The sequence below is a fragment of the Amycolatopsis sp. CB00013 genome (assembly GCF_001905755.1).
GTDB classification, from domain to species: domain Bacteria; phylum Actinomycetota; class Actinomycetes; order Mycobacteriales; family Pseudonocardiaceae; genus Amycolatopsis; species Amycolatopsis japonica.
This window is the reverse complement of the sequence record NZ_LIWC01000002.1, coordinates 1,615,492-1,637,325: the sequence shown is the minus strand read 5'-3', so window position 1 is coordinate 1,637,325 and position 21,834 is coordinate 1,615,492. Positions and strand designations below refer to the sequence as shown.

Genomic DNA, 21,834 nt, shown 5'->3' with positions numbered 1-21,834 from the left:
CCGTGAAGGCCTCCTTGAGGGACTCTGGGTCCCTCAAGGAGGCCTTCACGGACCGGGGGCTAGCGGCCTTCGCGGTCGAGTTTCGCGGCCTCTTCCGGCGTCGGCGCGGTGCCGCCGAGGTGCGCGGGCAGCCACCAGCGCTCGTCGTCGGAGGCGGGCTTCTCCGGGTAGCCGGCCTGGACGCGGTCCACGAGCGCCGACATCCGCACGCGAAGGTCCTTCGAAAGGACTTCGGCGTCTTCGTCGGCCTTCGGGTGCATCGGCTCGCCGACGAGGATCGAGATCGGGACGTGGCGTTTGGTGAGGTCCTTCGGGCGGCCCTTGGTCCACAGCCGCTGCGTGCCCCACAGCGCCATCGGCACGACCGGGACGCCCGCCTCGGCGGCCATCCGGACGGCGCCGGATTTGATGTCCTTCACGGTGAACGACCGGCTGATCGTGGCCTCGGGGAACACGCCGACGACCTCGCCTGCCTTCAGGCGCTCGACGGCTTCCCGGTACGAGGCGAGACCCGCACCGCGGTCGACGGAGATGTGGTGCATGCCGCGCATGAGCGGTCCGGCGACGCGGTTGCTGAAGATCTCCTTCTTCGCCATGAACCGGACCAGGCGTTTCGCCGGCTGCGCGCCGAGCCCGCAGAAGATGAAGTCGAGATAGCTCACGTGGTTGCAGGCGATGACCGCCCCGCCCGTCGACGGGATGTGCTCGGTCCCCTCCACCCGGATGCGGTTGTCCAGCACCCGGAACATCAACTTCGCCGCCATGATGACGGGCGGGTAAACGAGCTCAGCCATTCGTTCAGGTTACGCTACCGTAGGGTAACCAACCTACGGTCGCGTAGGTCACATCACTCCGAGCGCTCCTGACGCGCGAAGGTCACCACCGCCAGGACGACGCCGAGCAGCGTGCAGTACAGCGCGATCACCTGGTGTTTGACGTTCTCCAGCCCGTCACCCAGCGCCGCCAGCACGAACTGCCCGGCGGCCACGGCGAGCAGGAAGCCCAGCACGGCACCCAGCGCGGTGCGCCGGGTCTTCCAGCCACGCCACGCGATCAGGGCCCATATCGGCAGCAGGGCGAAGAAACCCAGTGGCGCCAGCAGTTTCGTCGCGGTCGAGACGATGGGGACGCGATATTCCCGCGCTTCGGGGGCGAAGCCGGCCGACTGGTCGAAGCTGCCGAGGTAGGGCGGCCGCGCGGTGAGCAGATCGCCCGCCGCGCGATCCAGGATCTCGACCGTGCGGAAGGGATGCGTCGCGAAATACTCGACGACGTTGCGCCTGCTGATCTGCTCGCGGTACTTCGGGTACTCGGGATCCAGTGTCGCGGGCTTCGGATGCCACCAGCCGTTGCCCGCGTACTGGCCGAACGAGGCGGGCAGTCCCAAGGCGGCGAGGTCGGCTTCGGTGTCGTGCCGACCGTCCACAATGGTCAAGAAGATCGTGTTGAACATGTTGATCTCCCGCGAATCGTCGCCCGGCCGCGCGGCGAGTGAGCCGTCGGGCAGTTTCGCGGGCTCGACGGTCTGCTGCGCGTAGGCCGTTCCCCCGGCGAGCGCGCCGATGACGAACACCACGGGGAGCCAGCGCTTCAGGCCGTGGACGCCCGCCGGGCGGACGAGCAGCGCGGCGAGCGCGAGCAACGGCAGGATCATCAGCGTCTGGACCTTGGCGTTGACCGCGATCACGCCACCGAAGAGCAGCACGGCCAAGCCCGCGTAGCGCCACCAGCCCGGCCTCGCGGACACCAGGAGACCGCCGACGGCGAGCAGGAGACCGAGGAACGCGGCGCCTTCGCCGAGCACGGACGCGAAGTAGCCGAAGAACGCGGAGTCCGCGACGACGAGCAGCAGCCCGACAGCCGCGGAGCCGCGGACGCGGCGCGAGTACGGCAGCCCGACGACGATCAGCGCGACCGCCGCGGCGGCGAGGACGCTGGTGAGCACGCCGAGAACCACCAGGCTGAGCGTCGATTCGAGGCCGAGCACACCGCCGATCGACCGCGCGATCCGCGCGAACCAGCTCTGGGTCAGGAGATAGGTGGCGTCGCATTCGCCGGCCGGAACGGTGTAGGCGAGGTGGACGAAGCCCTCCGGCTTGCCCTTCCACGGGATGCCCGCGCCGCACAGCACGCGGAAACCGTCACCGTTGTCGGCCATCGCGACCGGCCTCGGCACGAGGAAACGCACCAGCAGCACGGTGAGCGCGGCGGCGAACACGCCGACGCCGAACAGGCGCGACGATGCTTCGAGCGCTGCCGGTCTGCTGGGGGAAACGACACTCACGCAGGGCACGGTACGTGGCGGAAATCGGGTGAGCGGTCGAGGGCCGCCCTGACCACCCGCTCGACGTCCGCCCGCAGGAACACGGTGATCCACGACGAGCTTCCTTCACGCGCGAAGGTCGCGACGCGGTACCTCGCCGCGTACGCCGGGTCGATCACGCAGGACTGCTTCGCCGCATAGCCGCTGTCGGTGATGACGGCGATCGTCGGATGGCGCCGGGAGACGACGGCCTCACCCACTTCCTCCGTCTGACCGCGGACGCCGACGATCTGCAGCTGCGTCCCGGCGTGATACGACAGCACGCCGGGCGCCGACGTGCTCACGACCGAACCGGGCGGCAGGTAGGCGTCGAGCCAGCGGCCGATCTCCTCCATCTGCGCGCCGTGGTCGTGCCAGGCACGCACCCGGCCCAGCATCTCCGGACTGAACACCGACACCAGCACCGCGAGCCCGGACAACGTCACCGCGGCGGCGGGCATCAGCAGTCGGATCGGCGGCCGAGGCCGCGGGCTCGGCTTCGCGGCCACCATCAGCACGCCGTAGACCGACACCGCCGCCACCGACAGCAGCGGCGGGATCGGGGCCAGCAAACGCCAGGCCGGCGCGGCGTCGCCGCCGAAGAAGACCACGAACCCGGTGAGCGCGACGGCGGTGCCGAGCATCAGCCAGGTCAGCGACCGGGCTTCGGCCTCGTGCGGGGTCCGGCCGGTGCGGCGCAGCGACAGCGCCACCACCGAGATCAGGCCGAGCAGCAGGAATCCTTGGTGGACCACGGAGAACCCCGACAGGTACTGCCAACCGCGGTCGATCCGGGACTGGATGCCGAGGTCGAAGGGGATCACGACCGAGGTCGGCAGGACATGGTCGTAGTAGGTCACCCGCCAGGCCGTCCAGGGCGCGGCGAACACGAGCCCGCCGAGCAGCCAGCCCACCGGCGACCACCAGGTGTACCGGCGGCGCAGGGCGGCGACGACGAGCCAGCAGCCCACCAGCACCGCGAGCAGGATCCCCGCCGGACGCGTCATCATCGCGAAGGCCACGAGCACTCCCGCGACCACCGGCCGCCGGGCCGCGAGCGCGGCGAAGACGCCGAACAGGAGCAGCACGAACAAGGGCGTCTCGGTACCGGAGCCGCCGTATGCGGCGAGGCCCCCGGCTCCGGCGACGAGCACCGCGGCGGCCACCCCGTAGGCGGGCCGCGGCTCACCCGCGGCCCGCGCGACCACCCGGTTCACGGTCACGTAGGCGAGCAGGACGGCACCGAGCGTGGCGAGAATGCCGAGTACGACCGCGGAGGTCTCGATATCGGCCCCGAAAGCGGCTTTCGGCAACGCGATCACGATCATCCAGAGGAAATTCGTGTACCCCTCGATCCGCTCACCGGTGTTGAACACCGGCCCATTGCCGTCGGCGATGTTCTGGGCGTATCTGAAGGTGATGTAGGCGTCTTCCGCGATGGTCGAAAACACCAGCTGGTGCACCAGCGAGAAACCGAGGGTCAGCATCAGCGCGGCGGCGCGCCAGCCCTTGTCCGCGCCGATCTTGGGCCAGGCCACCAGCACGAAGATCGCGACCGCGGACCAGGCGACGACAAGCGCGACCACCACCTGATCCCACCCTCCCGGGCCGTGCCACTCCCCTGACGAAAGACTACGGTCAAGTATCGATCACCGCGCCAAGGTGTTTCTTTCGGCGCAGTCAATTGACACGAATGGGCGAGCGACGTGTGCGCCGAGTAAACGGAGTCGCGAGGTTTTCCCCGTCGGGATGTGACTCCTTCGGGTATCGGTCCCCGGTGGTTAATCTGGCTTCCCATTCCGTTCCGCACCTCGGGGGTTCTGTGCGGATTCCCCATCCGAGGTAGCCCGTGCCCACCCACACCTCCCTGTCGGCCGACGTCCTCACGGTGGTCGTCGCGCTGCTCGTCATCGGCCTTCCGGGTCTGCTCACCGGTCTCGCCGCCGGCCTGCGCGGCTGGGTGCTCGCGGGGATGACGCCGTTGCTGAGTTACGCCATCGGCGGGCTCGCGGGACCGTGGGCGGCCGCGCTCGGGCTGCCGTTCAACCCCGTCACGTACGCGGTCGCGACGGCGCTGTTCGCCGGTGCCGCGTTCGGACTGCGGCGGCTCACGCTGCGCCGGTGGCCGCCCGTGCCGGAAGAACCGCTGTGGGGACGCTCCGGGCACCTCGCCGTCGGGGCGTGCCTGCTGCTCGCGGCCGCCGTCGGGATGTACGCGGTGGTACGCGGGATGGGCAGGCTGGACGCCATCCCGCAGGGGTTCGACGCGGTGTATCACGCGAACGGCGTCCGGCAGATCGCCGAAACCGGGGACGGCAGCCTGTTCGGCACCGGCGAGGTGAACTGGTACGGCGACGCGGCGCCGGTGTTCTACCCCAACGCGTACCACCTGCTCGCGTCCGTCGTGTATCTGCTGAGCCCGGCGACCATCCCGCTGACCCTGGACGTGAACACCGCACTGCTGCCGGCGTTGCTGGCGTTGTCGCTGGTCACGATGGTGCGCGTGTTCCGGGGGCGCGCGGTGTTCGCGGGCGCCGTCGCCCTGGTCTCGATCGCGCCGGTGATGGGCCTGTACGAATCGATGAGCAGGGGACCTTTGCTCCCGTTCCTGCTCGGCCTCGCGCTGACGCCGCTGGCCGCCGTCGCGGTGAAGCGATACCTCGACCGTCCCGCACCCGACACCGGATTCGTGCTGCTGGCGGGCGCCGTCGGACTGCTCTGCGTGCACTCGTCGGCGTTGTTCGGCGCGATCCTGTTCGCCGGCCCGCTCCTGCTGCAGCGCTGGCTCGCGCCCGGGGAACGGTGGCGGCGGATCGGGCGGGATCTGCGCGCGCTGGCGATCGTCGGGGTCGTCGCGATCCTCGTGGCGTGGCTGCAACTGTTCGGCGCGATCGGGCTCGCGAGCGGCGAGGTGCCCTACCGCAGCTGGCCGGTCGAATGGCGGGCGACGACCGCGCTCGGCGCACTGCTCGGCTTCCAGCACCACGAGCCGTATCCGCAGATCTGGCTTTCCGTGGCGTTGTTGCTGGGCTTCATCTTCTTCTCGCGCGCGGGCGCGCTGCGCTGGATCGGGGTCACGGCGCTGATCACCGGGCTCGCCTACATCGCGGTGACGTCGTCCGAGCAGCCGCTCGTGCTGGCGCTGTCCCGGCCGTGGTGGAACGACCCGTACCGGTTCATGTCGATGGCGGCGATCCCGCTGTCGATCATCGCGGCGCACGGTCTCGCCGAGACGCAGGCGTGGCTGCGGGACAACGTCGCGCACCGGAAGGTGCCCGCGTTCGCCGTCGCGGTGGTGGTGTTCGGCGCGTTCGCCTTCCTCAGCAACGGTTTCTACGCGCCGTCCAACGCGGCGAAGGTCGCGCCCGGTTACGCGAACACCCCCGGCATCGACCAGCACAAACTGCCGGTGAGCCCGGACGAGGTCGTCGCGATGGAGAAGCTCGCCGAGTTCGCGAAGCCCGGCGAGCGCGCGCTGAACGACCGGCTGGACGGGACGGTGTGGACCTACGCGCTCTCCGGCGTCCGCACGACTTCCGGGCATTTCGACGAGACGCTGTCGCCGTCGGACGCGCGGCTGCTGGAGTGGCACTTCCGCGAGTACCCGTCGAACGCCCAGGTGCGGGCGGCGGTGGCGCGGCTGAACGTGCGGTGGGTGATCCTCGGGCAGTACGGCTACCCGACCGGTGCTCCGCGCCAGGCGGGCCTGCGCGACCTGGACGGGCTGAACTTCGTGACCGAGGTGTACCGCAACCCCGACGCCGTCATCTACCGCCTGAACCCCCGCAATTAGTCGACTAATTGCGGTCGTGGGTGACGAGGCGGGCCGAGAGGGCGGCGCCGCCGGCGGTGATCAGGTCCGCGACGGTGAACATCACCCGCGACGCGATGGCGAAGGCCGTCGCCTGGACGACGGTGAGACCCGAGGCGGTCAGCACGGCGACCTGCGCGACCTCGCGGACACCGACCCCGCTGGGCAGGATGAACGCGAACGTCCCGACGGTCATCGCGACCGCCATCGCGCCGACGCACAGCACGAAACCGCTGAAGCCCGGCGTGCCGACGGAGTTCGCCAGCAGCCACAGATGCACGCCCTGCAGCGCCCAGGCGGCCGTCGACGAGCCGAAGACCTTCCCGACGACCGACCAGCTCAGCCGGTGGTCCAGCGGCGGGCGGCGCAGGATCCGCAGCACCAGCGACGTGCCCCAGGTGAGCACGCGCGGGTGCAGCATCGCGAGCCCGACGGGGATGAGCACGAACAGCCACATCGCCCGCGGGCTGTTGCTGAACACCGCGGGGGCCGCGAGCAGCGAGACGACCAGCGCGGACACCACGCCGACGCCGAGCTGGATCAGCGAGCCGGTGAAGATCCGGGCCCTGGCGAGCCCGGCCTTGCGGCCCAGCTCCATCTGCAGCAGGTACGCCCACACCGAACCCGGCACGTACTTGCCGAGCGAGCCGACGAGGCAGATCTGCGCGCCGCGGGCGTAGCCGATCGGCTTGCCGAGGTCGTCGACCATGACCTGCCAGCCGTAGGTCGACACCATGATCGCGGCGATGAGCGCGAGCAGGCTCAACGTGGAGGATTCCCACGCGACCTCGGACAAGGTCCGCCAGAATTCACCCCAATTGGTGACAAGTGTCTTCGCCGCGAAACCGACGACCAGCAGGATGGCGACCCAGCGGACGACGTCGAGGATCTTCGCCTTCGTGGATTTCGGTTGTTTTACCGCAACCGAAGTGTCCTCTTCGGGCGTTTCGACCGTCGTCACTGAACCTCCTCTGCTGCTACCTCGTCACCGCAGGTCAGGCCTGTACGGTCACCAAGCGGCTGAACTCGGTCAGCAGATCGTAGCCGTCCCAAATCGCGGAGAACGTCAGGGCCGAACCGAAGGGAACGACCCGGTCCACGCCGCGGCCCGCCAATTCCGTCACGAATTCCGTCAATTCTTCTTTGGTGAAGCCGAATTGACCGACGGTTTGATCTTTGCGGAGCACGATCGGGACGAGGTCGGAAAGCGTGTCGACCCGTGCGTTGGCGAAAGTGCCCGCGCCGAGCCATTCGCGCGGCAGGACGGCGGGGTCGGCCAGCTCCAGTGTCGCGATGCCGTTGCCCTGGAACTCGATGCCGTTGACGAGCCCGTCGACGGCCGCGCCGTACGCCGAAACCCGCTTCTGCACGGCCATGGCGGGCTCGGTGACGTGCTGTTTCGTCGCCAGCACCTCGGCGAGCAGCTTCCGGAACTCCTGCCCGGCTTCGCGGGCGCCGTCTTCCTCACCGACCCAGAACACCGCGCGCGGTGACGAGCAGGCGGCCTGATCGAACCAGTACGAGTCGTTGTAGAAGCCCTCGGCGGCACCGCGGCGCTCGGCCTCGGAGGCGTTCTGCCAGCCGCGGACCGACGCGACCGCGAACGACGACCGGTCCGGGAAGGTCAGGTCGCGGGCGTGCGGCGCGAGCGGGTACTTGCGCAGCGCGGCGACCGAGGCGTCGCCGCCCCAGATCACCCGCAGATCCGCGGCGACCGACAGTGCGCCGCTGATCGCGTCGCTGCGGTCGTAGGTGACCATGCGCTGCGTCGCGGTGATCGCGGCGGCGGTGTCGGCGTCCACTTCGGACAGTGCGGCGTTCAGCGCCTCCAGCACGGTTTCGGCGGCACCGGCCGAACGCGAGGAGACGCGGACGACGTTGTGGTTGCCCGCCAGCGCCGAAAGCGCCCACGAGTACACGAAGATCGTGTCGACGTTGGCGGGCGGCACGTGGAAGACCAGCCCGCGCGGGAAGCGCAGCGCGTCGCCGGAAGTCTCCAAAGTGGACAGTGCCTTGGCGATCTCTCCCTTGCGCAGGAAGAAACCGAGAGACGCCAGCTCCGGGAAGCGGCGGGCCGTCGCGGGTGCGAGCAGCTTGCGCGCGAACTTCGTCAGGAACTCGACGACACGCGGGTCGCCGACGCGGAGCCGTCCGCCGACGGGTTCGGCCCGCAGCTCCTCGACCAGCTTGTCGACCTCGATCGCGTCGCCGAGCGGAAAACGCTGGTTGAGACTCATGCCGCCGCTCCCTGGAAGGTGTCCGAGCAACCGCGGGCCTCGGCCTTGGGCAGCCTGCCCATGACCGAGAAGTGCTTGCCCGGCCAGTCGCCGTCGTCGATCCCGTTGTAGACACCGAGGTCTTCGGTGAGCAGGACGTGGCCGGGGTACGAACGCGGCAGCGTGCTGACGACCTCGATCACCCCGGGCTCGCCGACCGGCTGCTCTTCCCAGGTCTCCGGGTTCCGGATCACCACATCGGCGAAATCGGGGCAGTACAACGAGTTCCCGGACGGTCCTTCGAGGAACACGGTACCGATCTGCTCGATCATCCCGTAGTAGTTGTGGATCCGGGTGAGCCCGGTGTCCTCCTTGAAGCGACGGCGGAACTCGGTGTTGTCCACCGCGCGGTCGATCAGCTTCTTCCAGCCGCCGGAGTGGATCAGGATCCCGTTGGAGAGATCCAGCTCGTGCTCGCGGGCGACCTCGTAGAGGTACTGCCACACCATGAAGGTGAAGCCGAAGATCAGGAACGGCTTGTCGCCGTAGGTCGCCAGGAACGTCTTGACCGCCTCGACGTCCGGCTGATCTTTCTCGTCGAGCACGTAGGTGTGCTTGCGGCCGAAGTTCGCCATGCCCAGCACGCCCGCGCCGCGCGCGGAGAACGAGCGGCGGTTCTTGATGATGCCGATGGTGTCGACCATCAGCATCGGCAGGCGCTCGCCGCCGAGGACCTCCTGAAGGGTGGCGCCGAGCTGCTTGGTCTGCGCGCCGGCGGCGTCCTTGTCCAGGTAGATCCGGGACGCGCCCGCGCCGGTGGTGCCCGAGGAGGTCAGCGTCTTGAAGATCTCGGACTCGGGGATGCTGCGCAGGTCGTGCGTCTTGAACATCCGCACCGGCAGCCACGGCAGTTCCGCGATGGACGCGAACGACGCGTCCCGCGCGATACCGAGCGACGACAGGATGCGCTCGTAGCCTTCGGAGTTCTCACGGTGGTGCGCGGTCAGTTCGGCGAGCTGCGGAAGCAGATGCTTCTCGCGCTCCGCCTGGGACAACGTAAAGACGCTCATACCTGGGCCTCCAGCGACCGGTAGTCGATCTTGCCGCTGGCGAGCAACGGCACGGTGTCGATGGGGCGGACGTCGAAACCGCTCGTGTGCAGGTGCAGCCGCTCGGACAGCGCCTTGGCGGCGTCCTTGCAGATGGCCTTGGCTCCGTCGCCCTCAGGCAACTCGGCGAACAGGACGACCTTGTCCCCGGCCGGGACGGCGGCCACGACGTCGATCCCCACCGAAGCCGAACGCACGGCGTGCTCGAGATCATCCAGGCTGACGCGGTTGCCGAAGACCTTGCCGATCCGCTTGAGGCGTCCGGTGATGTAGAGGAACCCGTCCTCGTCGAGGTAGCCGAGGTCGCCGGTGGCCAGCACGCCGCCGTATTCGTCGCCCGCGGCCAGCCCGGCCTCGTCCTCGGCGTACCCCATCATCACGTTGGGCCCGCGGTAGACGACCTCGCCGACGATCTTCGGATGCGTGGTCTCGGAACCGTCCTCACGCCGGATGGCGAACGCACCGCCGGGCAGCGCGGGCCCGGCCGAACCGAGCTTCTCCGCGAGCCGTTCCGCGGGGACGGTGGTCATCCGCGGCGCGGCCTCGGTCTGCCCGTACATCACGAACATCCGCCCGCCGACCTCGCGGATCTTGTCGTTGAACTGGGCGACGAGATCGTCGCGAAGCTTGCCGCCCGCCTGGGTCAGCGTGCGCAGCGTCGGGTACTTCGCCGGGTCGAACTTGAGGCGCCGCAACATCTCGTAGTGGTACGGCACCCCGGCGAGCGAGGTGACCTTGTGTTCGTTGACCGCGTCCCAGAACCCGCGCCCCAGCACGCCGGAGGGCTCGATGACCACGGTCGCGCCGCGGACGAGATGCGAGTTCAGCACGGACAGGCCGTAGCTGTAGTGCAGCGGGAGGCTGGTCGGCGCGATCTCGTGGCGGTCGATACCGAGCACCTCGGCGATCGCGTCGGCGTTGGCGTACACCGCGCCACGGGAGAGCCGGACCAGCTTCGGATTCCCGGTGGAACCACTGGTCGGCAACAGGACCGCGAGCTGCGGATGCGGCTCGACCCCTTCGGCGGACTCCCGGACCCAGTGGCCGTCGGAGACGCCGTACCCCTCGGGGGCGGGCGCGTCCGGCGCGGACAGCACGGCGGCCGGGCGGAAACGCTCGATGAGCCCCGCCAGGACGTCGGCGTCCAGCGCCGGGTCGATCAGCGCGATCGCGCGGCCCGCCTCGAAAGCGCCGAGGTAGTTCAGGACGCTGGAGAGGTCCACCGACATCCGCGCGAACAGCGCGCCCGGCGGCAGCAGCGACAACGCGGCACCCACGCGGGTGACCTCGGTGTCGAGTTCCTCGCCCTCGAGCGTCCTGCCGCTCGTGACGTCGATCAGTCGCGCACCCACACCCAGAAGGGTCATTACAGAACCAAGCCTCCGTCGATGCCCAGCACCTGCCCGGTGATGAACGAAGCGTCATCACTGACGAGGAACCGGATCGCGTTCGCCACGTCCTCGGGCGTCCCGAGGCGCCCCAGCGGGGTCTTGCCGATGTTCTCGGCCTTGGCGTCCTCGGTCAGGCCGGAGGTCAGGTCGGTGTCGATGACGCCGGGCGCCACCGCGTTGACCCGGATGCCGGACCGGCCGAGTTCCTTCGCGGCCGAACGCGCGATGTTCGCCACCGCCGCCTTCGAGGCCGCGTACACCGTCTGACCGGCGCTTCCGTGCTCGCCGACGATCGAAGCGAGCACCACGATGGCACCGGTCTTCTTGCGCATCATCGCCCTGGCCGCGGCCTGGACGGTGTGCAGCGTGCCGGCGACGTTCGTGCTCAGCGTGGTGTCGACCAGTTCCTCGCGGATCATGCCGAGGAGCGCGTCCTCCATGATCCCGGCGTTGGCGACCACGATGTCGAGCTTGCCGTGCTCCTTGGCCACCCCGCGGACCAGCGTCGACACGGCCTTGGCATCGGTCACGTCCAGGGCGAGCCCGCTCGCGGCCCCCGCCGCGGCCGCCGCTTCCTTGGCCTTCGCCTCGTCGCGGCCGGTCAGCACGACGGTGGCGCCCGCCTCGGCGAGCGCCCGCGCGGTGGCCAGCCCGATACCCCGGGTACCCCCGGTGACCAGGGCGACCTTGCCTTCCAGCATCACTTGTTCTGGAGGTCGGTCACCATGTCGACGGCGACCTTGAAGCTGGACATGTCGATCACCTGGTCGGTGTCGAATTCCACATCGAACTCGTCCTCGATGGCCGCGACCAGCGCCATGTGACCGACCGAGTCCCAGGCCTCGATGTCGCGGTACTTCAGGTTCTCGACATCGACCTCGCCGTCGAGGTCCAGCGCCTCGACGAAGACCTCACGCAGCTTGCCGGCGACTTCCGCCATGTCCGTACTCCTAATGCTCGTCGCGTGGACGGGCGTCCCACGCCTTCACCAAGGTAGAGAGGTCGCCGGGCAGCCGGTCGGCCAGCCCGTCCTCAGGGAGACCGGCCTTACCCTTCAGCCACGGTCCCAGCGCCTCGATGGCGGCCTCGTCCAGGCCGCGGCGGGACAGGCCCACCGTGTTGACGCCGGTCACCCGCGCGGGGTTGCCCACGGCGATGGTGAACGCGCCCACCTCCTTGCGGACCGCGGAGCTCATCCCGACCATCGCGCCGGGGCCGATGACGACCCGCTGGTGCAGGATCGCGCCCATGCCCAGGTTCGCCCCGGACCAGATATGGCAGTGGCCGCCGGTGATGACGTTCGACGCGACCGTGACGACGTCCTCGACCAGGCAGTCGTGGGCGATATGCGAGCCGCGGAGGAAATAGCCGCCGTCGCCGATGGTGGTGGTGCGCCAGGTGCCCTGGTGGACGCTGACGTACTCGCGGATCCGGTTCCGGCTGCCGATGACGACACCGTGGCCGTCGTGATCGGGATCACCGTTCGGCGCGCTTTCCCAGGCGGCGGGGTGTTCGCGGCCGCGGTCCTCGCCGGGGGTCCCGATGGTCACGTGCGGGCCGATCCAGTTGCCGTCCCCGATCCGGGTGGGGCCCACGATGACCGTGAACGGTCCGATGACGTTGTCGTCGCCGAGCTCGACACCCTCGCCGATGACTGCTGTCGGGTGGATGCGGTTCACCACGTGAAGATCCGTTCGTTGTGGCTGGAGGCAGCCTGGGGTAATGGGCGCTTCGGCGGTCCCGGTAACGTGTGGCCCGCGCCAGAGGGGGCGGCCGGGCGCAGAACCGGCGGCTCACTGTACCGGACGCACCAGAACGCCCAGTCGAGAGAGACTTGCAGATGATCCCCATTACCGTGGTCGACGTCCGTGACGCGGAGGACCTCGTCGTCGAGGTGCTGCGATCCGGCGCCATCGCACAGGGACCGATGGTCAAGCGCTTCGAGGACGCGTTCGCGAGCGTTTCCGGCACGAAGCACGCGATCGCCGTCAACAACGGCACCACCGCGCTGGTCGCCGCCATCCAGGCGCTCGACCTCAAGCCGGGCGACGAGGTCGTCACCTCGCCGTTCACCTTCGTGGCGACGCTGAACGCGATCCTGGAAGCCGGCGCGACCGTCCGCTTCGCCGACATCCGGCGCGACGACTTCGCGATCGACCCGGACGCCGTCGCCGCCGCGATCACCGACCGCACCAAGGTCCTCATGCCCGTGCACCTCTACGGGCAGACGGCCGACATGGGCAAGCTCGCGCCGCTGGCCGCCGAGCACGGCCTCAAGATCATCGAGGACTCCGCGCAGGCCGTCGGCGCGTCGTTCCAGGGCAAGCCGTCGGGTTCCTTCGGGATCGGCTGCTTCTCCTTGTACGCCACCAAGAACGTGACCACCGCCGAGGGCGGCGTGATCACCACGGACGACGACAAGCTGGCCGACAGCCTGCGGGTGCTGCGCAACCAGGGCATGCGCGCCCGGTACCAGTACGAGGTCGCCGGGCACAACTACCGGATGACCGACCTGCACGCCGCCGTCGGCATCCCGCAGCTGGAGAAGCTGGACCAGCTCACCGCCGCCCGCCAGGCCAACGCGAAGCGTCTTTCCGAAGGTCTCGCCGGCACCCCGGGTCTCGACATCCCGCAGGTCCTTCCGGGCCGCGAACACGTGTGGCACCAGTACACCGTGCTGGTCGGCCCGCACGCCTTCCTCTCGCGTGACGAGCTCGCCGCCGCGCTCACCGAGCGGGGCATCGGCAACGGGATCTACTACCCGAAGATCGTCTTCGACTACGACTGCTACCGGAACAACCCGCTGATCCCCGACGCGAAGGTCGAGGACTTCCCGGTGGCCGCTTCCGTCGCCGCGCAGGCGCTTTCCCTGCCGGTGCACCCGCACCTTTCCGAGTCCGACCTGGACACCATCATCGAAACGGTTCGCGAGGTACTCGGCGCATGACCACCCACAAGATCGCCCTCATCGGCACCGGGAACATGGGCTCGCTGCACGCCCGTGTCCTCGCCGCGAACGAGCGCGTGGACCTCGTCCGCGTGATCGACCCGCGCGAAGAGGCCGGCCGCAAGGTCGCCGATCGCTACGAAACCCAGTGGACGCCCGAAATCGGCTCGCTGTCCGATGTGGACGCCGTCGTGCTCGCTTCGGCCACCGAGGCGCATTACGAGCTGGCGCAGGAGATCCTGGGCCAGGGCAAGCCGATGCTGGTCGAGAAGCCGGTGTGCAACAGCCTCGAGTTCTCCCAGGAGATCGTCGGGCTCTCGGCGAAGAAGGGCATCCCGCTGATGTGCGGGCTCCTGGAGCGCTACAACCCGGCCGTGATGACCGCGCGGGCGCTGGTCAACGAGCCGATCCACCTGATGGCCCGCCGCCACGGCCCGTACGCGCCGCGGATCAAGACCGGTGTCGCGTGGGACCTCCTGGTGCACGACGTCGACCTGGCGATCCAGTTCTTCGGCGGCGCGACCCCGCAGCGGGTCGCCTCCGGTGCCGGCTACTTCCACCCGAGCTCCGTCGAAGGCGCCGAGGACACCATCGAGACGGTGCTGTCGTTCGAGTCCGGGCTCGCCACGGTTTCGGCGTCCCGGCTCGGCCAGCGCAAGGTCCGTTCGCTGTGGGTGTCCGAACTGGACCGCATGATCGAGATCGACCTGCTCCGCCGCGACGTCACCATCTACCGGCACGTCTCGCACGACTCGGTCACCGAGGACGGCCTCGGCTACCGGCAGCAGACCGTCATCGAGATCCCGGAACTGGTCACCGCGCGCGAGCCGCTCGCGACGCAGCTGGACCGGTTCGTCGACCTGCTCGAAGGCAAGGTCGACGTGGACGTCGAGCGGGACCTGATCCTGCCGTCGCACGCCGTCGTCGACCAGGTGCTGACGCAGGCCGCGGCCTGACCTTTCGCGGCGGGGGCGCTATCTTTCGCTGGTGCCCAAGACCCTGAAGCGCGCGACGACCGTGCTCGCGCTGGCGGCCCTGACGTGGATGATCACGTCAGGGCTGCTTTCGCTCCTCGACGCCGCGTTGACCGCGGACGCCGAAGCCGCGGAGGGCATCCGCCTCCGCTCGGAGGACACGGACCCGCCGGTCATCGTCTGGATCCTCGTGATCGGCGTCGTCCAGATGGCGCTGTGCCTGCTGACGCGCTCGGGCCGGAGCTGGGCACGCGTGCTCCTCACCTGCTCGGCGGCCCTCGTGAGCCTCATGTTGCTGATCACCGTGGTCCACGCGGCGGTGACCATCCTGGACGCGACCGCGGCGGGCGAGGGCTGGCGACTGCCGGTCCCGGGGATCGTGCTCGTCGTGATCGACGCGTTCGCCCTCACGGGAGCGGTGCTCGGACTCGTCGGGTTGTACCGGCCCTCGGTCAACGCCTATTTCGCCGAAATCCGGCGACAGCGCCCTGAGTCGCTCACTTCGTGAGCCGCTGGCCCTTCGCGTCGTACGCGACTAGCGGGGTCAGCACGTACGGCGACTCCACCTGGCCGGGGCTGAACCAGAAGATGACGACCGACGGGTCCTCACTCCACGGGATCACCTTGGCCTCGACCGGTTTCCCACGGACGGTGCTGGTGACCCGCACCGCCGGACCGGAGAAGTAGCCGAACACCGGTACGAACGTCCCCCGGATCACGTCGCCGCCGTCCACGGCGTGGAAGCCGAACGACCGGTCGGATCCCTTGAATTCGTTGGCGGCCAGGAGCGCCTCGTACTCGCCCGCGCCGGTCCGGTACGCGACCTGCAGGCCGAACCGGACGTCCGGCATCGACGGCTCGTCGATCTCGGACGCGTAGATCACCAGCTCACGGCCACCTTCGCCCTTGTACCCGAGCGGGATCACCTCTCCGAACGGAGCGTCCGAGGGTGCAGCCGTGATCGACGGGCTCGCCGGTGCTGGAACCGGGGCGGACGCGACGGGCGCGCTCGCGGCGGGTGGAAGCGGCTGCTGAGCGGGCTCCCGCAGCGCGACCGCGCCGACGATGACCAGCACCGTCACCACGGCGGCGGCGACCCCGCCCGCGCCGGTCGCGAGCCGGCGGCGACGGCGGATACGCCTGCCCTTGGTCATGATCGCGCCGAGGTCGGGTTCGGCGAACCCTTCGGCGGGCGGTTCCCGCAAAGCCGATCGCAACGTCTCGAGGTCGGTCATCGTCCCAGCCCCCCGATCAGTTCCGTTCCGTCCTCCGCGGTGATCCGCAGTTTGGTCAGGGCGCGGGAATTGGTGCTCTTCACGGTGCCGACCGAGACACCCAATTCGCCCGCCACGTCGGATTCCTTCAAGTCGAAGAAGTGCCTGAGCACCACGACGGCTCTCTCCCGGTCTGTGAGCGTACGCAACGCGTCAAGCAGCCATTTCCGCTGGACAACGGCACCGGCGACGTCCATGCCGCTCGGCTGCTCGGGGATGTCCTCCGTGGCGTTCTCGCGAATCGGGCGCCGCCAGCCGTCGATGACGTGGTTGACGAGCACCTGCCGCGCGTACGCGTAGGCGTCCTTGCGGCGTACCCGCGACCAGGCCGCGTACGTCTTGGCGAGCGCCGTCTGGGTGGCGTCCTCCGCTTGATGACGGTCGCTGGTGAGCAGGAAGGCCGCATGCTGAAGACGGGTCGCCGAGTTCCGCACGAACTCGACGAACTCGTCGTCGCCGCGAGCCACCCTGGTCCTCATCTCCGTTCGACGGTTGACCACCTGAAAGGTTGCTTCAGTCCTTCCGGCGAATGAACCGGAGCGCGACGACGATCCCCGCCACGACCACGGCCACCGCGAGGACGATCCACACCCAAGTGGGCACGAGGTCTTCGGGAGTGGTCTCGCCGGCCTGCGGTGCCGGGGCAGCGCTACTGGCCGGAGCCTGGCTGCTCGTCGGGGCCTGGCTCGTCGGGCTCGGTGCCGGCGCGCTGAGGTTGAACTTCACCGAGCCGCTCGTGGCGTGCGTGTCCTCGAAGGTGACCTTGTAGCGGAGCGTGTACTCGCCCGCGGGGCCGACGGCCTGGACCGGCGCCGTGACGACCGTTCCGGCGACCTCCGCGCGGCCGACCGTCCACGACGCGTTCTCGGGGCCGGTGATCTGGATCGGGTTCTGGTCGGCGAGGGTGACCGGGCCCGAGAAGGTCAGCTTGATCTGCGTCGGAGGCGTCGCCAGCGAAGCGCCCCTCGCCGGGTCACTGCTCTTCAGCTCCGAATGGGCCAGCGCCGGGGACGCGGTGCCCAGCAGGGCCAACCCGGTGACCAGCAACGACGCACCGAACCGCTTGAACCTCATCAGACACCCTTCTCACCGGGGAACTCCCCCGCCGAGCCTAGTAGTCGGGCCGGGAAGGGCGTTGGTTCCGGCTCGTGATCAGGGGCGCTGCAGCTTTGTCGAATGTCATGAACGACCCTTTCCTGACGTTTTTCGTCAGGAAAGGGTCGTTCATGACATCTAGGGGCGCTGCGCGTGGCGGGTGGTCAGCGCGTCGAGGTCGAGCGTGAGCGGAGTGCCGTCGAAGTCGAGGCTCACCTTGCCGGTGTGCTCGCCGAAGTTCTCGTACTCGCCGTCGATCAGGCGGTACGTGGTCATGCTCGCCGGTTCTTCGAGGTCGACGATCCAGTAGTGCTCGATGCCGACTTCGGCGTATTCGGAGAACTTGGTGACCCGGTCGGTGCGGACGGTTCCCTCGGAGAGCACCTCGATGACCAACCGCACGTCCGACGGCGAGGCTCGGCGGACGTTCAGCTCGGTCGAGCTCGTGACGAGTACGTCCGGCACGCGAATGGTCAACGGCTCCTCGGCGACCAACAACCAGCCTGGGCTGAAGGCTCCCTTCGTCGCGTCTCATGCGGCGAAGGGAGCCTTCGCCCCACGCCACACGCGCCGTCCGGTCGAACGCGCACAATCGTCGAAGCGCCAGCGGGCAGCCGGTGCAGTGGGTCGTAAGACCGCACTCGCGTGATCGAAGCCGGAACTCGCGTGATCAGAGGCGGAACACCGAGTGCGGCATCCAATCACGCGAGTCACGTGCCTGATCACGTGACGGCGGCCCCGGAGCTATTCCGTGAAATCGCCTGCCGGGGCGCCCCAAGAACCAGCGGCGTCCCCGCGTTCCTCGGCCAGCGCCCGCCGCCGCGCGTTTTCGGCGCGCACACGCTCCACTTCGGACTGGATGTACTCGTCGTCGTACTTCTGGAAGACGCGCGCCGGGTTGCCCGCCACCAGGCTGCGTGGCGGGACGTCCTTGGCGACCACGGAATTCGGCTGCACGGTGGCGAAATCGCCGATCGTGACGCCGGCCATGATCACCACGAGGCCGCCGATGAAGCAGCCTTTGCCGATTTTCACGGGTTTGCGTTCGATGAGGTCACTGCCCGAGTGGTTCTGCAGCGTCATGTTCGCGAGCCAGCTGGAATGCGTGAAGATCAGCGTGTTGAGGCCGATGCTGGTGTGCTCGCCGATCTCCAGCCCGCCGCTCGCGTCGAGCGCCGCGCCTTCGCCGATCCAGCAGTGTTCGCCGATCTTCAGGTTCTCCGGGCTGATGATCTTCACGCGTTCGCGGACCCGGGTCGACTCCGGCAGCCCGTAGAAACGAGCGCGCTCGGCGTCGTTCATGTACTGCGAAACGAGTTCGGTCAGGATCTGCGGGCGCAGCCGGTTGCTGCGCTCGTCATCGAAGAACATCGGCCTCGGTCACCAGTTTCTCGAAGGTACGCAGGTGTTCTTCGGCGACGACGTCGAGGCCGAAGTTGGCCCGCACCATCGCGCTTTCCCGCTGTGCCACCAAAGCCCGCTTCTCCGGGTCGTCGAGCAGTTCGATGACGGTGTTCGCCACCGCCTCGCTGTCGTCCGGGCGCACCAGCAGGATGTTCTCGCCGTTGCGCAGTTCGATGCCCGGGTAGTTGTCCTCGGTGACCGAAGCGATGGTCGCGGTGCCCGAGAGCATCGCCTCCAGCGACGCGGTGCCGCAGCCGCCGTTGAGGTCGTGCGTGACGATGTCGGCGGCGGCGAAGTACGCGGGCACGTCCGCCTTCGGCACGGCACCGGTGACGATGATGGCGTCCGCGACCCCGAGTTCTTCCGCTCGCTTGAGGAAGACGTCGTGATACACGCGGCCGACGACGACCACCTTCACGCCGGGGTGTTTGTCCAAAATAGACGGAAGTGCTTCGACCAGCGGCAGCCGATTGCGCAGCGGGATCACGTGCCCGAGCGAGACGATCACCGGACCGTCGCCGAGTCCATGCTCCGCCCGGACATCCTTCGTCAAAGGCTTCTCGAAGTTCCCGGTGTCGACGGCGATCGGGAAGTAGTCCGAGTTCGCGTCGCTCGTGCCGTAGCGCTCGACGCAGTAGTCGACGCCGAGCTTGTCGAGGATGACGTACCGCGGCTTGAGGTAGCGCAGGATCGGGTTCACCAGCACGGTGTCCAGGAACCGGAAGACGCCGCCGTACAGCTTGTTGTCGCTGATCAGCAGCGTGTGGATGGTCAGCAGCATCGGCAGCTTGTGCCGCCGCGCGTACCGTCCGGCCAGCCACGACAGGTCGAAGAACTGCCCGTGCAGGTGGATCGCGTCCGGCTTGAACTCGTCCAGCAGCTTCCGCAGCCGTCGCCAGTTCCCCGGCCGCAGCGAGGCGAAGCTCATGTCGAAGTCGATCGACAGGCCCAGCTGCGGCATCTTCACCGCGGGCAGGCGGACGACGCGGTAGCCGTCCTTCGTCTCGTCGGCCGGGGCGTCGGCGTACGCGGCGGTGATCGCGAGCACCTCGTGCCCGCGCGCCGCGTACTGCTCGGCCAGGGAAGCCGCCATGTGCGCGCTTCCGCCCACCCTCGGCGGGAAGAAGTTGTTCACCACGGCGATACGCATGGGGCGACTCTCCCCTGGCCCGGCGGTCATCCCTCCGAAGCCTTCACCAGTTCGTACATGCCCTCTTCCACCGAGATCTTCGGCTCCCAGCCGAGGATCTCGCGGGCACGGGTGATGTCGGCGGCACGCCGCGAAACCAGCACGTCGCGCTCGTTGAACAGCGGCTCGACGTTCACGCCGACGGCGTCGATGAGGATCTTCGCGAGCGTCGCGATGGAGGTGTCGATACCGGTGCCGATGTTGATCGGCACGTTCGCCTTCTCCGATTCGAGCGCGGCGACGACGGCACGGGCCAGGTCGGTGACGTGCACGAAGTCCATCGACTGGTCGCCGCGGCCGTCGATGATCGGCGGCTGGCCCGCGCGCAGGCGCTGGATGAAGTGGTTGATCACCGACGTGTAGTAGGCCTCGATCTTCTGGCCGGGGCCGTACACGTTGAAGAACCGCAGCGCGTTCCAGGACAGCCCCTTGGTGCGCTCGTAGAAGCCGAGCATGTCCTCGCCGGCGCGCTTCGAGATGCAGTACGGCGTGAGCGGCTTGAGCTCGTCGTCCTCGTGCATCGGCAGCCGCTTCGGGTCGCCGTAGACGGACGCGGTCGAGGCGAACACGACCCGCTCGACACCCTCGTCCGCCGCGGCGGCGAAGACGTTGTGGTTGCCGACCATGTTGATGTCGATGGACTCGTGCGGGTCGGCGACCGACTTGTTGATCGACACGGTGGCGAAGTGGATGACGTGCGTGCAGCCGCGCATGGCCTCACGCACGGCGCCGCCGTAGCGCACGTCCTTCTCGACCAGTTCGACCTTGCCGGTGGCGACGAACTCGTTGATCCTGGCGCGGTCTCCGCGCGTCATGTTGTCGAAGACGCGGACGGTGTAGCCGCCTTCGATCAGCATCGGGATGACGTGCGCGGCGATGAAACCGCCGCCCCCGGTGAAGAGGACCTTCTTGTCGGGCATTTCTCTCCTAGCTCGGCAGTGCGGCGCTGACGGTCCCGATGACCCGGTCGACCTGGGCATCGGTGAGGTTGGCGTGCATCGGGATGGCGAGATGACGGGCGAAGAGGTCCGCCGATACCGGCAAGGTCTGCTTCTTGCCGTAGATGGGTTGGAGGTGCGAGGCGTAGGTGCCGAAGTTGCACTGCACGCCTTGCTCGCGGATCCGCAGCGCGAGCGCGTCGCGGTCGATCTCCGGGGCCACGGTGAGGATGTAGGCCTGCCACGGGTGTTCGCGGTCCGGCAGTTCCACCGGGACGTCGATGCCGGGCAGGTTCTCGAACGCCTCGTGGTAGCGCTTGGCCACCGAACGGCGGGCCGCGAGCAGGTCCGGGAGGCGGTCGAGCTGGACGTTCATGATCGCGGCCTGCACGTCCGAGAGCCGGAAGTTGTAGCCCAGCTCGTGGAACTCCGGGATCGGCAGCGCGCCGGAACCCTCGCGGGTGATGGCGGGCTCGATGCCGTACGTGTGCAGCTTGCGCGCGTGCGCGATGAGGTCTTCGCGGTCCGAGACCAGCGCGCCGCCTTCGCCCGCGGTGATGCCTTTGCGGCCGTGGAAGGAGAACGCGGCGAGGTCGGCGAGGCTGCCGGCCGGGCGGGTCTTGTACGTCGCGCCCGCGGCGCAGGCGGCGTCCTCGAAGAGCCACAGGCCGTGCTTGTCGGCGATGGCGCGGTACTCGTCGAAGTCACCGGGCTGCCCGGCCACGTCGACGGCGAGGATGCCGACCGTGCGCGGGGTGATCAGCGCTTCGATCGACGCCGGATCGGCGCTCCACACGTCCGGGCGGATGTCCGCGAACACCGGTGTCGCGCCCGCCTGGAGCACGGCGTGGCCGGTGGCGGGGAACGTGTAGTCGCCGACGATGACCTCGTCGCCCGGCTTCACGCCGAGCACACGCAGCCCGAGGAAGAGTGCCGAGCCACAGTTGCTGGTGGTCAGGGCGTGCGCGGTGCCGACGGTCTTCGCGAAGCGTTCCTCGAAACGGCGGCAGGCGGGACCGGCACCGGCCAGCCAGCCGGACCGGAACACCTCCGCCACCGCGGCGAGCTCTTCGTCGCCGACGGTCGGCTGACCGAGGACCACGGGTTCCTGCTCAGACATACCTCTCCCATTGCGTGGGGACCCGGCGAAGTGTATAGACGCCATTCGGCGGATCTCGGGCGGG

22 protein-coding genes are annotated in these 21,834 nt (G+C 68.8%); 4 read left to right on the top strand and 18 right to left on the bottom strand.

All coding sequences use genetic code 11. From position 1 onward, the window contains the following. Positions 1–59: 59 nt before the first annotated feature. The 3 genes from AMK34_RS17910 to AMK34_RS17900 are packed head-to-tail and all read right to left on the bottom strand — an operon-like array spanning position 60 to position 3,891. Positions 60–794, bottom strand: coding sequence for a lysophospholipid acyltransferase family protein (locus tag AMK34_RS17910; protein ID WP_073846049.1), 735 nt, complete (start codon positions 792–794; stop codon positions 60–62). Positions 795–847: 53 nt separating this feature from the next. Then, positions 848–2,284, bottom strand: a complete 1,437-nt coding sequence (gene wsfD, locus AMK34_RS17905) for a glycan biosynthesis hexose transferase WsfD (RefSeq protein WP_073846048.1) — start codon at positions 2,282–2,284, stop codon at positions 848–850. Further along, positions 2,281–3,891, bottom strand: a complete 1,611-nt coding sequence (locus AMK34_RS17900; protein ID WP_038507509.1) for a hypothetical protein — start codon at positions 3,889–3,891, stop codon at positions 2,281–2,283. The genes wsfD and AMK34_RS17900 overlap by 4 nt, the downstream gene beginning before the upstream one ends. Positions 3,892–4,151: 260 nt before the next feature. On the opposite strand from AMK34_RS17900, the gene AMK34_RS17895 reads away from it, so the two are divergent. After that, positions 4,152–6,095 (top strand): DUF6541 family protein, encoded by a 1,944-nt coding sequence (locus tag AMK34_RS17895; RefSeq protein WP_073846047.1) that lies wholly within the window; start codon positions 4,152–4,154, stop codon positions 6,093–6,095. A 4-nt stretch (positions 6,096–6,099) separates the two neighbouring features. Here the strand turns inward: AMK34_RS17895 and AMK34_RS17890 are convergent, their stop codons facing one another. From AMK34_RS17890 to AMK34_RS17860, 7 genes are read right to left on the bottom strand one after another with little or no spacing between them, the layout of a single operon-like run. After that, positions 6,100–7,074 carry a lysylphosphatidylglycerol synthase transmembrane domain-containing protein gene (locus AMK34_RS17890; protein WP_073846046.1) on the bottom strand — a complete coding sequence of 325 codons (975 nt, stop codon included), beginning with the start codon at positions 7,072–7,074 and terminating at the stop codon, positions 6,100–6,102. A 34-nt stretch (positions 7,075–7,108) separates the two neighbouring features. After that, a complete protein-coding gene (locus tag AMK34_RS17885) occupies positions 7,109–8,350 on the bottom strand; it encodes an acyl-CoA reductase (RefSeq protein ID WP_073846045.1) in 1,242 nt (413 codons plus the stop codon). After that, positions 8,347–9,399, bottom strand: coding sequence for a LuxE/PaaK family acyltransferase (locus AMK34_RS17880; RefSeq protein WP_073846044.1), 1,053 nt, complete (start codon positions 9,397–9,399; stop codon positions 8,347–8,349). Before AMK34_RS17880 ends, AMK34_RS17885 begins: the two co-directional genes overlap by 4 nt. After that, the gene (locus AMK34_RS17875; protein ID WP_073846043.1) at positions 9,396–10,805 is read right to left on the bottom strand and encodes an AMP-binding protein; all 1,410 of its coding nucleotides are present in this window, start codon (positions 10,803–10,805) and stop codon (positions 9,396–9,398) included. Before AMK34_RS17875 ends, AMK34_RS17880 begins: the two co-directional genes overlap by 4 nt. Beyond that, positions 10,805–11,530, bottom strand: coding sequence for an SDR family NAD(P)-dependent oxidoreductase (locus tag AMK34_RS17870; protein WP_073846042.1), 726 nt, complete (start codon positions 11,528–11,530; stop codon positions 10,805–10,807). Before AMK34_RS17870 ends, AMK34_RS17875 begins: the two co-directional genes overlap by 1 nt. Then, positions 11,530–11,769: an acyl carrier protein gene (locus AMK34_RS17865; RefSeq protein ID WP_037333479.1), complete on the bottom strand. Its 240-nt coding sequence runs from the start codon at positions 11,767–11,769 to the stop codon at positions 11,530–11,532. The genes AMK34_RS17870 and AMK34_RS17865 overlap by 1 nt, the downstream gene beginning before the upstream one ends. Positions 11,770–11,779: 10 nt before the next feature. Next, entirely contained in the window at positions 11,780–12,511 is a 732-nt protein-coding gene (locus AMK34_RS17860; protein ID WP_073846041.1) for a UDP-N-acetylglucosamine acyltransferase, read from the bottom strand. A 158-nt stretch (positions 12,512–12,669) separates the two neighbouring features. Between AMK34_RS17860 and AMK34_RS17855 the strand changes: the two genes are divergently transcribed. From AMK34_RS17855 to AMK34_RS17845, 3 genes are read left to right on the top strand one after another with little or no spacing between them, the layout of a single operon-like run. Then, the gene (locus AMK34_RS17855) at positions 12,670–13,776 is read left to right on the top strand and encodes a DegT/DnrJ/EryC1/StrS family aminotransferase (RefSeq protein WP_038507491.1); all 1,107 of its coding nucleotides are present in this window, start codon (positions 12,670–12,672) and stop codon (positions 13,774–13,776) included. Next, positions 13,773–14,732, top strand: a complete 960-nt coding sequence (locus AMK34_RS17850) for a Gfo/Idh/MocA family protein (protein ID WP_038507488.1) — start codon at positions 13,773–13,775, stop codon at positions 14,730–14,732. The genes AMK34_RS17855 and AMK34_RS17850 overlap by 4 nt, the downstream gene beginning before the upstream one ends. 31 nt (positions 14,733–14,763) lie before the next feature. Continuing rightward, positions 14,764–15,258 carry a hypothetical protein gene (locus AMK34_RS17845; protein WP_073846040.1) on the top strand — a complete coding sequence of 165 codons (495 nt, stop codon included), beginning with the start codon at positions 14,764–14,766 and terminating at the stop codon, positions 15,256–15,258. Here the strand turns inward: AMK34_RS17845 and AMK34_RS17840 are convergent. From AMK34_RS17840 to AMK34_RS17805, 8 genes are all read right to left on the bottom strand, one after another. Further along, positions 15,248–15,985 (bottom strand): hypothetical protein, encoded by a 738-nt coding sequence (locus tag AMK34_RS17840; protein ID WP_073846039.1) that lies wholly within the window; start codon positions 15,983–15,985, stop codon positions 15,248–15,250. The genes AMK34_RS17845 and AMK34_RS17840 overlap by 11 nt on opposite strands. Then, positions 15,982–16,491, bottom strand: a complete 510-nt coding sequence (locus AMK34_RS17835) for a SigE family RNA polymerase sigma factor (RefSeq protein ID WP_037333490.1) — start codon at positions 16,489–16,491, stop codon at positions 15,982–15,984. The genes AMK34_RS17840 and AMK34_RS17835 overlap by 4 nt, the downstream gene beginning before the upstream one ends. Before the next feature lie 46 nt (positions 16,492–16,537). Then, positions 16,538–17,098 (bottom strand): copper resistance CopC family protein, encoded by a 561-nt coding sequence (locus AMK34_RS17830; protein WP_073846038.1) that lies wholly within the window; start codon positions 17,096–17,098, stop codon positions 16,538–16,540. A gap of 159 nt (positions 17,099–17,257) precedes the next feature. Next, complete coding sequence (locus tag AMK34_RS17825) at positions 17,258–17,596, bottom strand: Uma2 family endonuclease (protein ID WP_228694833.1); 339 nt, start codon at positions 17,594–17,596, stop codon at positions 17,258–17,260. Between the two features lie 267 nt (positions 17,597–17,863). Continuing rightward, the gene (locus AMK34_RS17820) at positions 17,864–18,490 is read right to left on the bottom strand and encodes an acyltransferase (protein WP_038507474.1); all 627 of its coding nucleotides are present in this window, start codon (positions 18,488–18,490) and stop codon (positions 17,864–17,866) included. Next, positions 18,477–19,673 carry a glycosyltransferase family 4 protein gene (locus tag AMK34_RS17815; protein WP_038507471.1) on the bottom strand — a complete coding sequence of 399 codons (1,197 nt, stop codon included), beginning with the start codon at positions 19,671–19,673 and terminating at the stop codon, positions 18,477–18,479. The genes AMK34_RS17820 and AMK34_RS17815 overlap by 14 nt, the downstream gene beginning before the upstream one ends. Positions 19,674–19,699: 26 nt before the next feature. Further along, a complete protein-coding gene (locus AMK34_RS17810) occupies positions 19,700–20,632 on the bottom strand; it encodes an NAD-dependent epimerase/dehydratase family protein (RefSeq protein WP_037333500.1) in 933 nt (310 codons plus the stop codon). A 7-nt stretch (positions 20,633–20,639) separates the two neighbouring features. Continuing rightward, positions 20,640–21,770, bottom strand: a complete 1,131-nt coding sequence (locus tag AMK34_RS17805; protein WP_073846037.1) for a DegT/DnrJ/EryC1/StrS family aminotransferase — start codon at positions 21,768–21,770, stop codon at positions 20,640–20,642. Positions 21,771–21,834 lie beyond the last annotated feature (64 nt).

What these genes read in the sequence shown, in the direction of transcription:
- AMK34_RS17910 (WP_073846049.1), bottom strand. Translation starts at nt 794, where the DNA reads ATGGCTGAGCTCGTTTACCCGCCCGTCATCATGGCGGCGAAGTTGATG.
- AMK34_RS17885 (WP_073846045.1), bottom strand. Translation starts at nt 8,350, where the DNA reads ATGAGTCTCAACCAGCGTTTTCCGCTCGGCGACGCGATCGAGGTCGAC.
- AMK34_RS17880 (WP_073846044.1), bottom strand. Translation starts at nt 9,399, where the DNA reads ATGAGCGTCTTTACGTTGTCCCAGGCGGAGCGCGAGAAGCATCTGCTT.
- AMK34_RS17875 (WP_073846043.1), bottom strand. Translation starts at nt 10,805, where the DNA reads ATGACCCTTCTGGGTGTGGGTGCGCGACTGATCGACGTCACGAGCGGC.
- AMK34_RS17870 (WP_073846042.1), bottom strand. Translation starts at nt 11,530, where the DNA reads ATGCTGGAAGGCAAGGTCGCCCTGGTCACCGGGGGTACCCGGGGTATC.
- AMK34_RS17865 (WP_037333479.1), bottom strand. Translation starts at nt 11,769, where the DNA reads ATGGCGGAAGTCGCCGGCAAGCTGCGTGAGGTCTTCGTCGAGGCGCTG.
- AMK34_RS17855 (WP_038507491.1), top strand. Translation starts at nt 12,670, where the DNA reads ATGATCCCCATTACCGTGGTCGACGTCCGTGACGCGGAGGACCTCGTC.
- AMK34_RS17850 (WP_038507488.1), top strand. Translation starts at nt 13,773, where the DNA reads ATGACCACCCACAAGATCGCCCTCATCGGCACCGGGAACATGGGCTCG.
- AMK34_RS17840 (WP_073846039.1), bottom strand. Translation starts at nt 15,985, where the DNA reads ATGACCGACCTCGAGACGTTGCGATCGGCTTTGCGGGAACCGCCCGCC.
- AMK34_RS17830 (WP_073846038.1), bottom strand. Translation starts at nt 17,098, where the DNA reads ATGAGGTTCAAGCGGTTCGGTGCGTCGTTGCTGGTCACCGGGTTGGCC.
- AMK34_RS17820 (WP_038507474.1), bottom strand. Translation starts at nt 18,490, where the DNA reads ATGTTCTTCGATGACGAGCGCAGCAACCGGCTGCGCCCGCAGATCCTG.
- AMK34_RS17815 (WP_038507471.1), bottom strand. Translation starts at nt 19,673, where the DNA reads ATGCGTATCGCCGTGGTGAACAACTTCTTCCCGCCGAGGGTGGGCGGA.
- AMK34_RS17810 (WP_037333500.1), bottom strand. Translation starts at nt 20,632, where the DNA reads ATGCCCGACAAGAAGGTCCTCTTCACCGGGGGCGGCGGTTTCATCGCC.
- AMK34_RS17805 (WP_073846037.1), bottom strand. Translation starts at nt 21,770, where the DNA reads ATGTCTGAGCAGGAACCCGTGGTCCTCGGTCAGCCGACCGTCGGCGAC.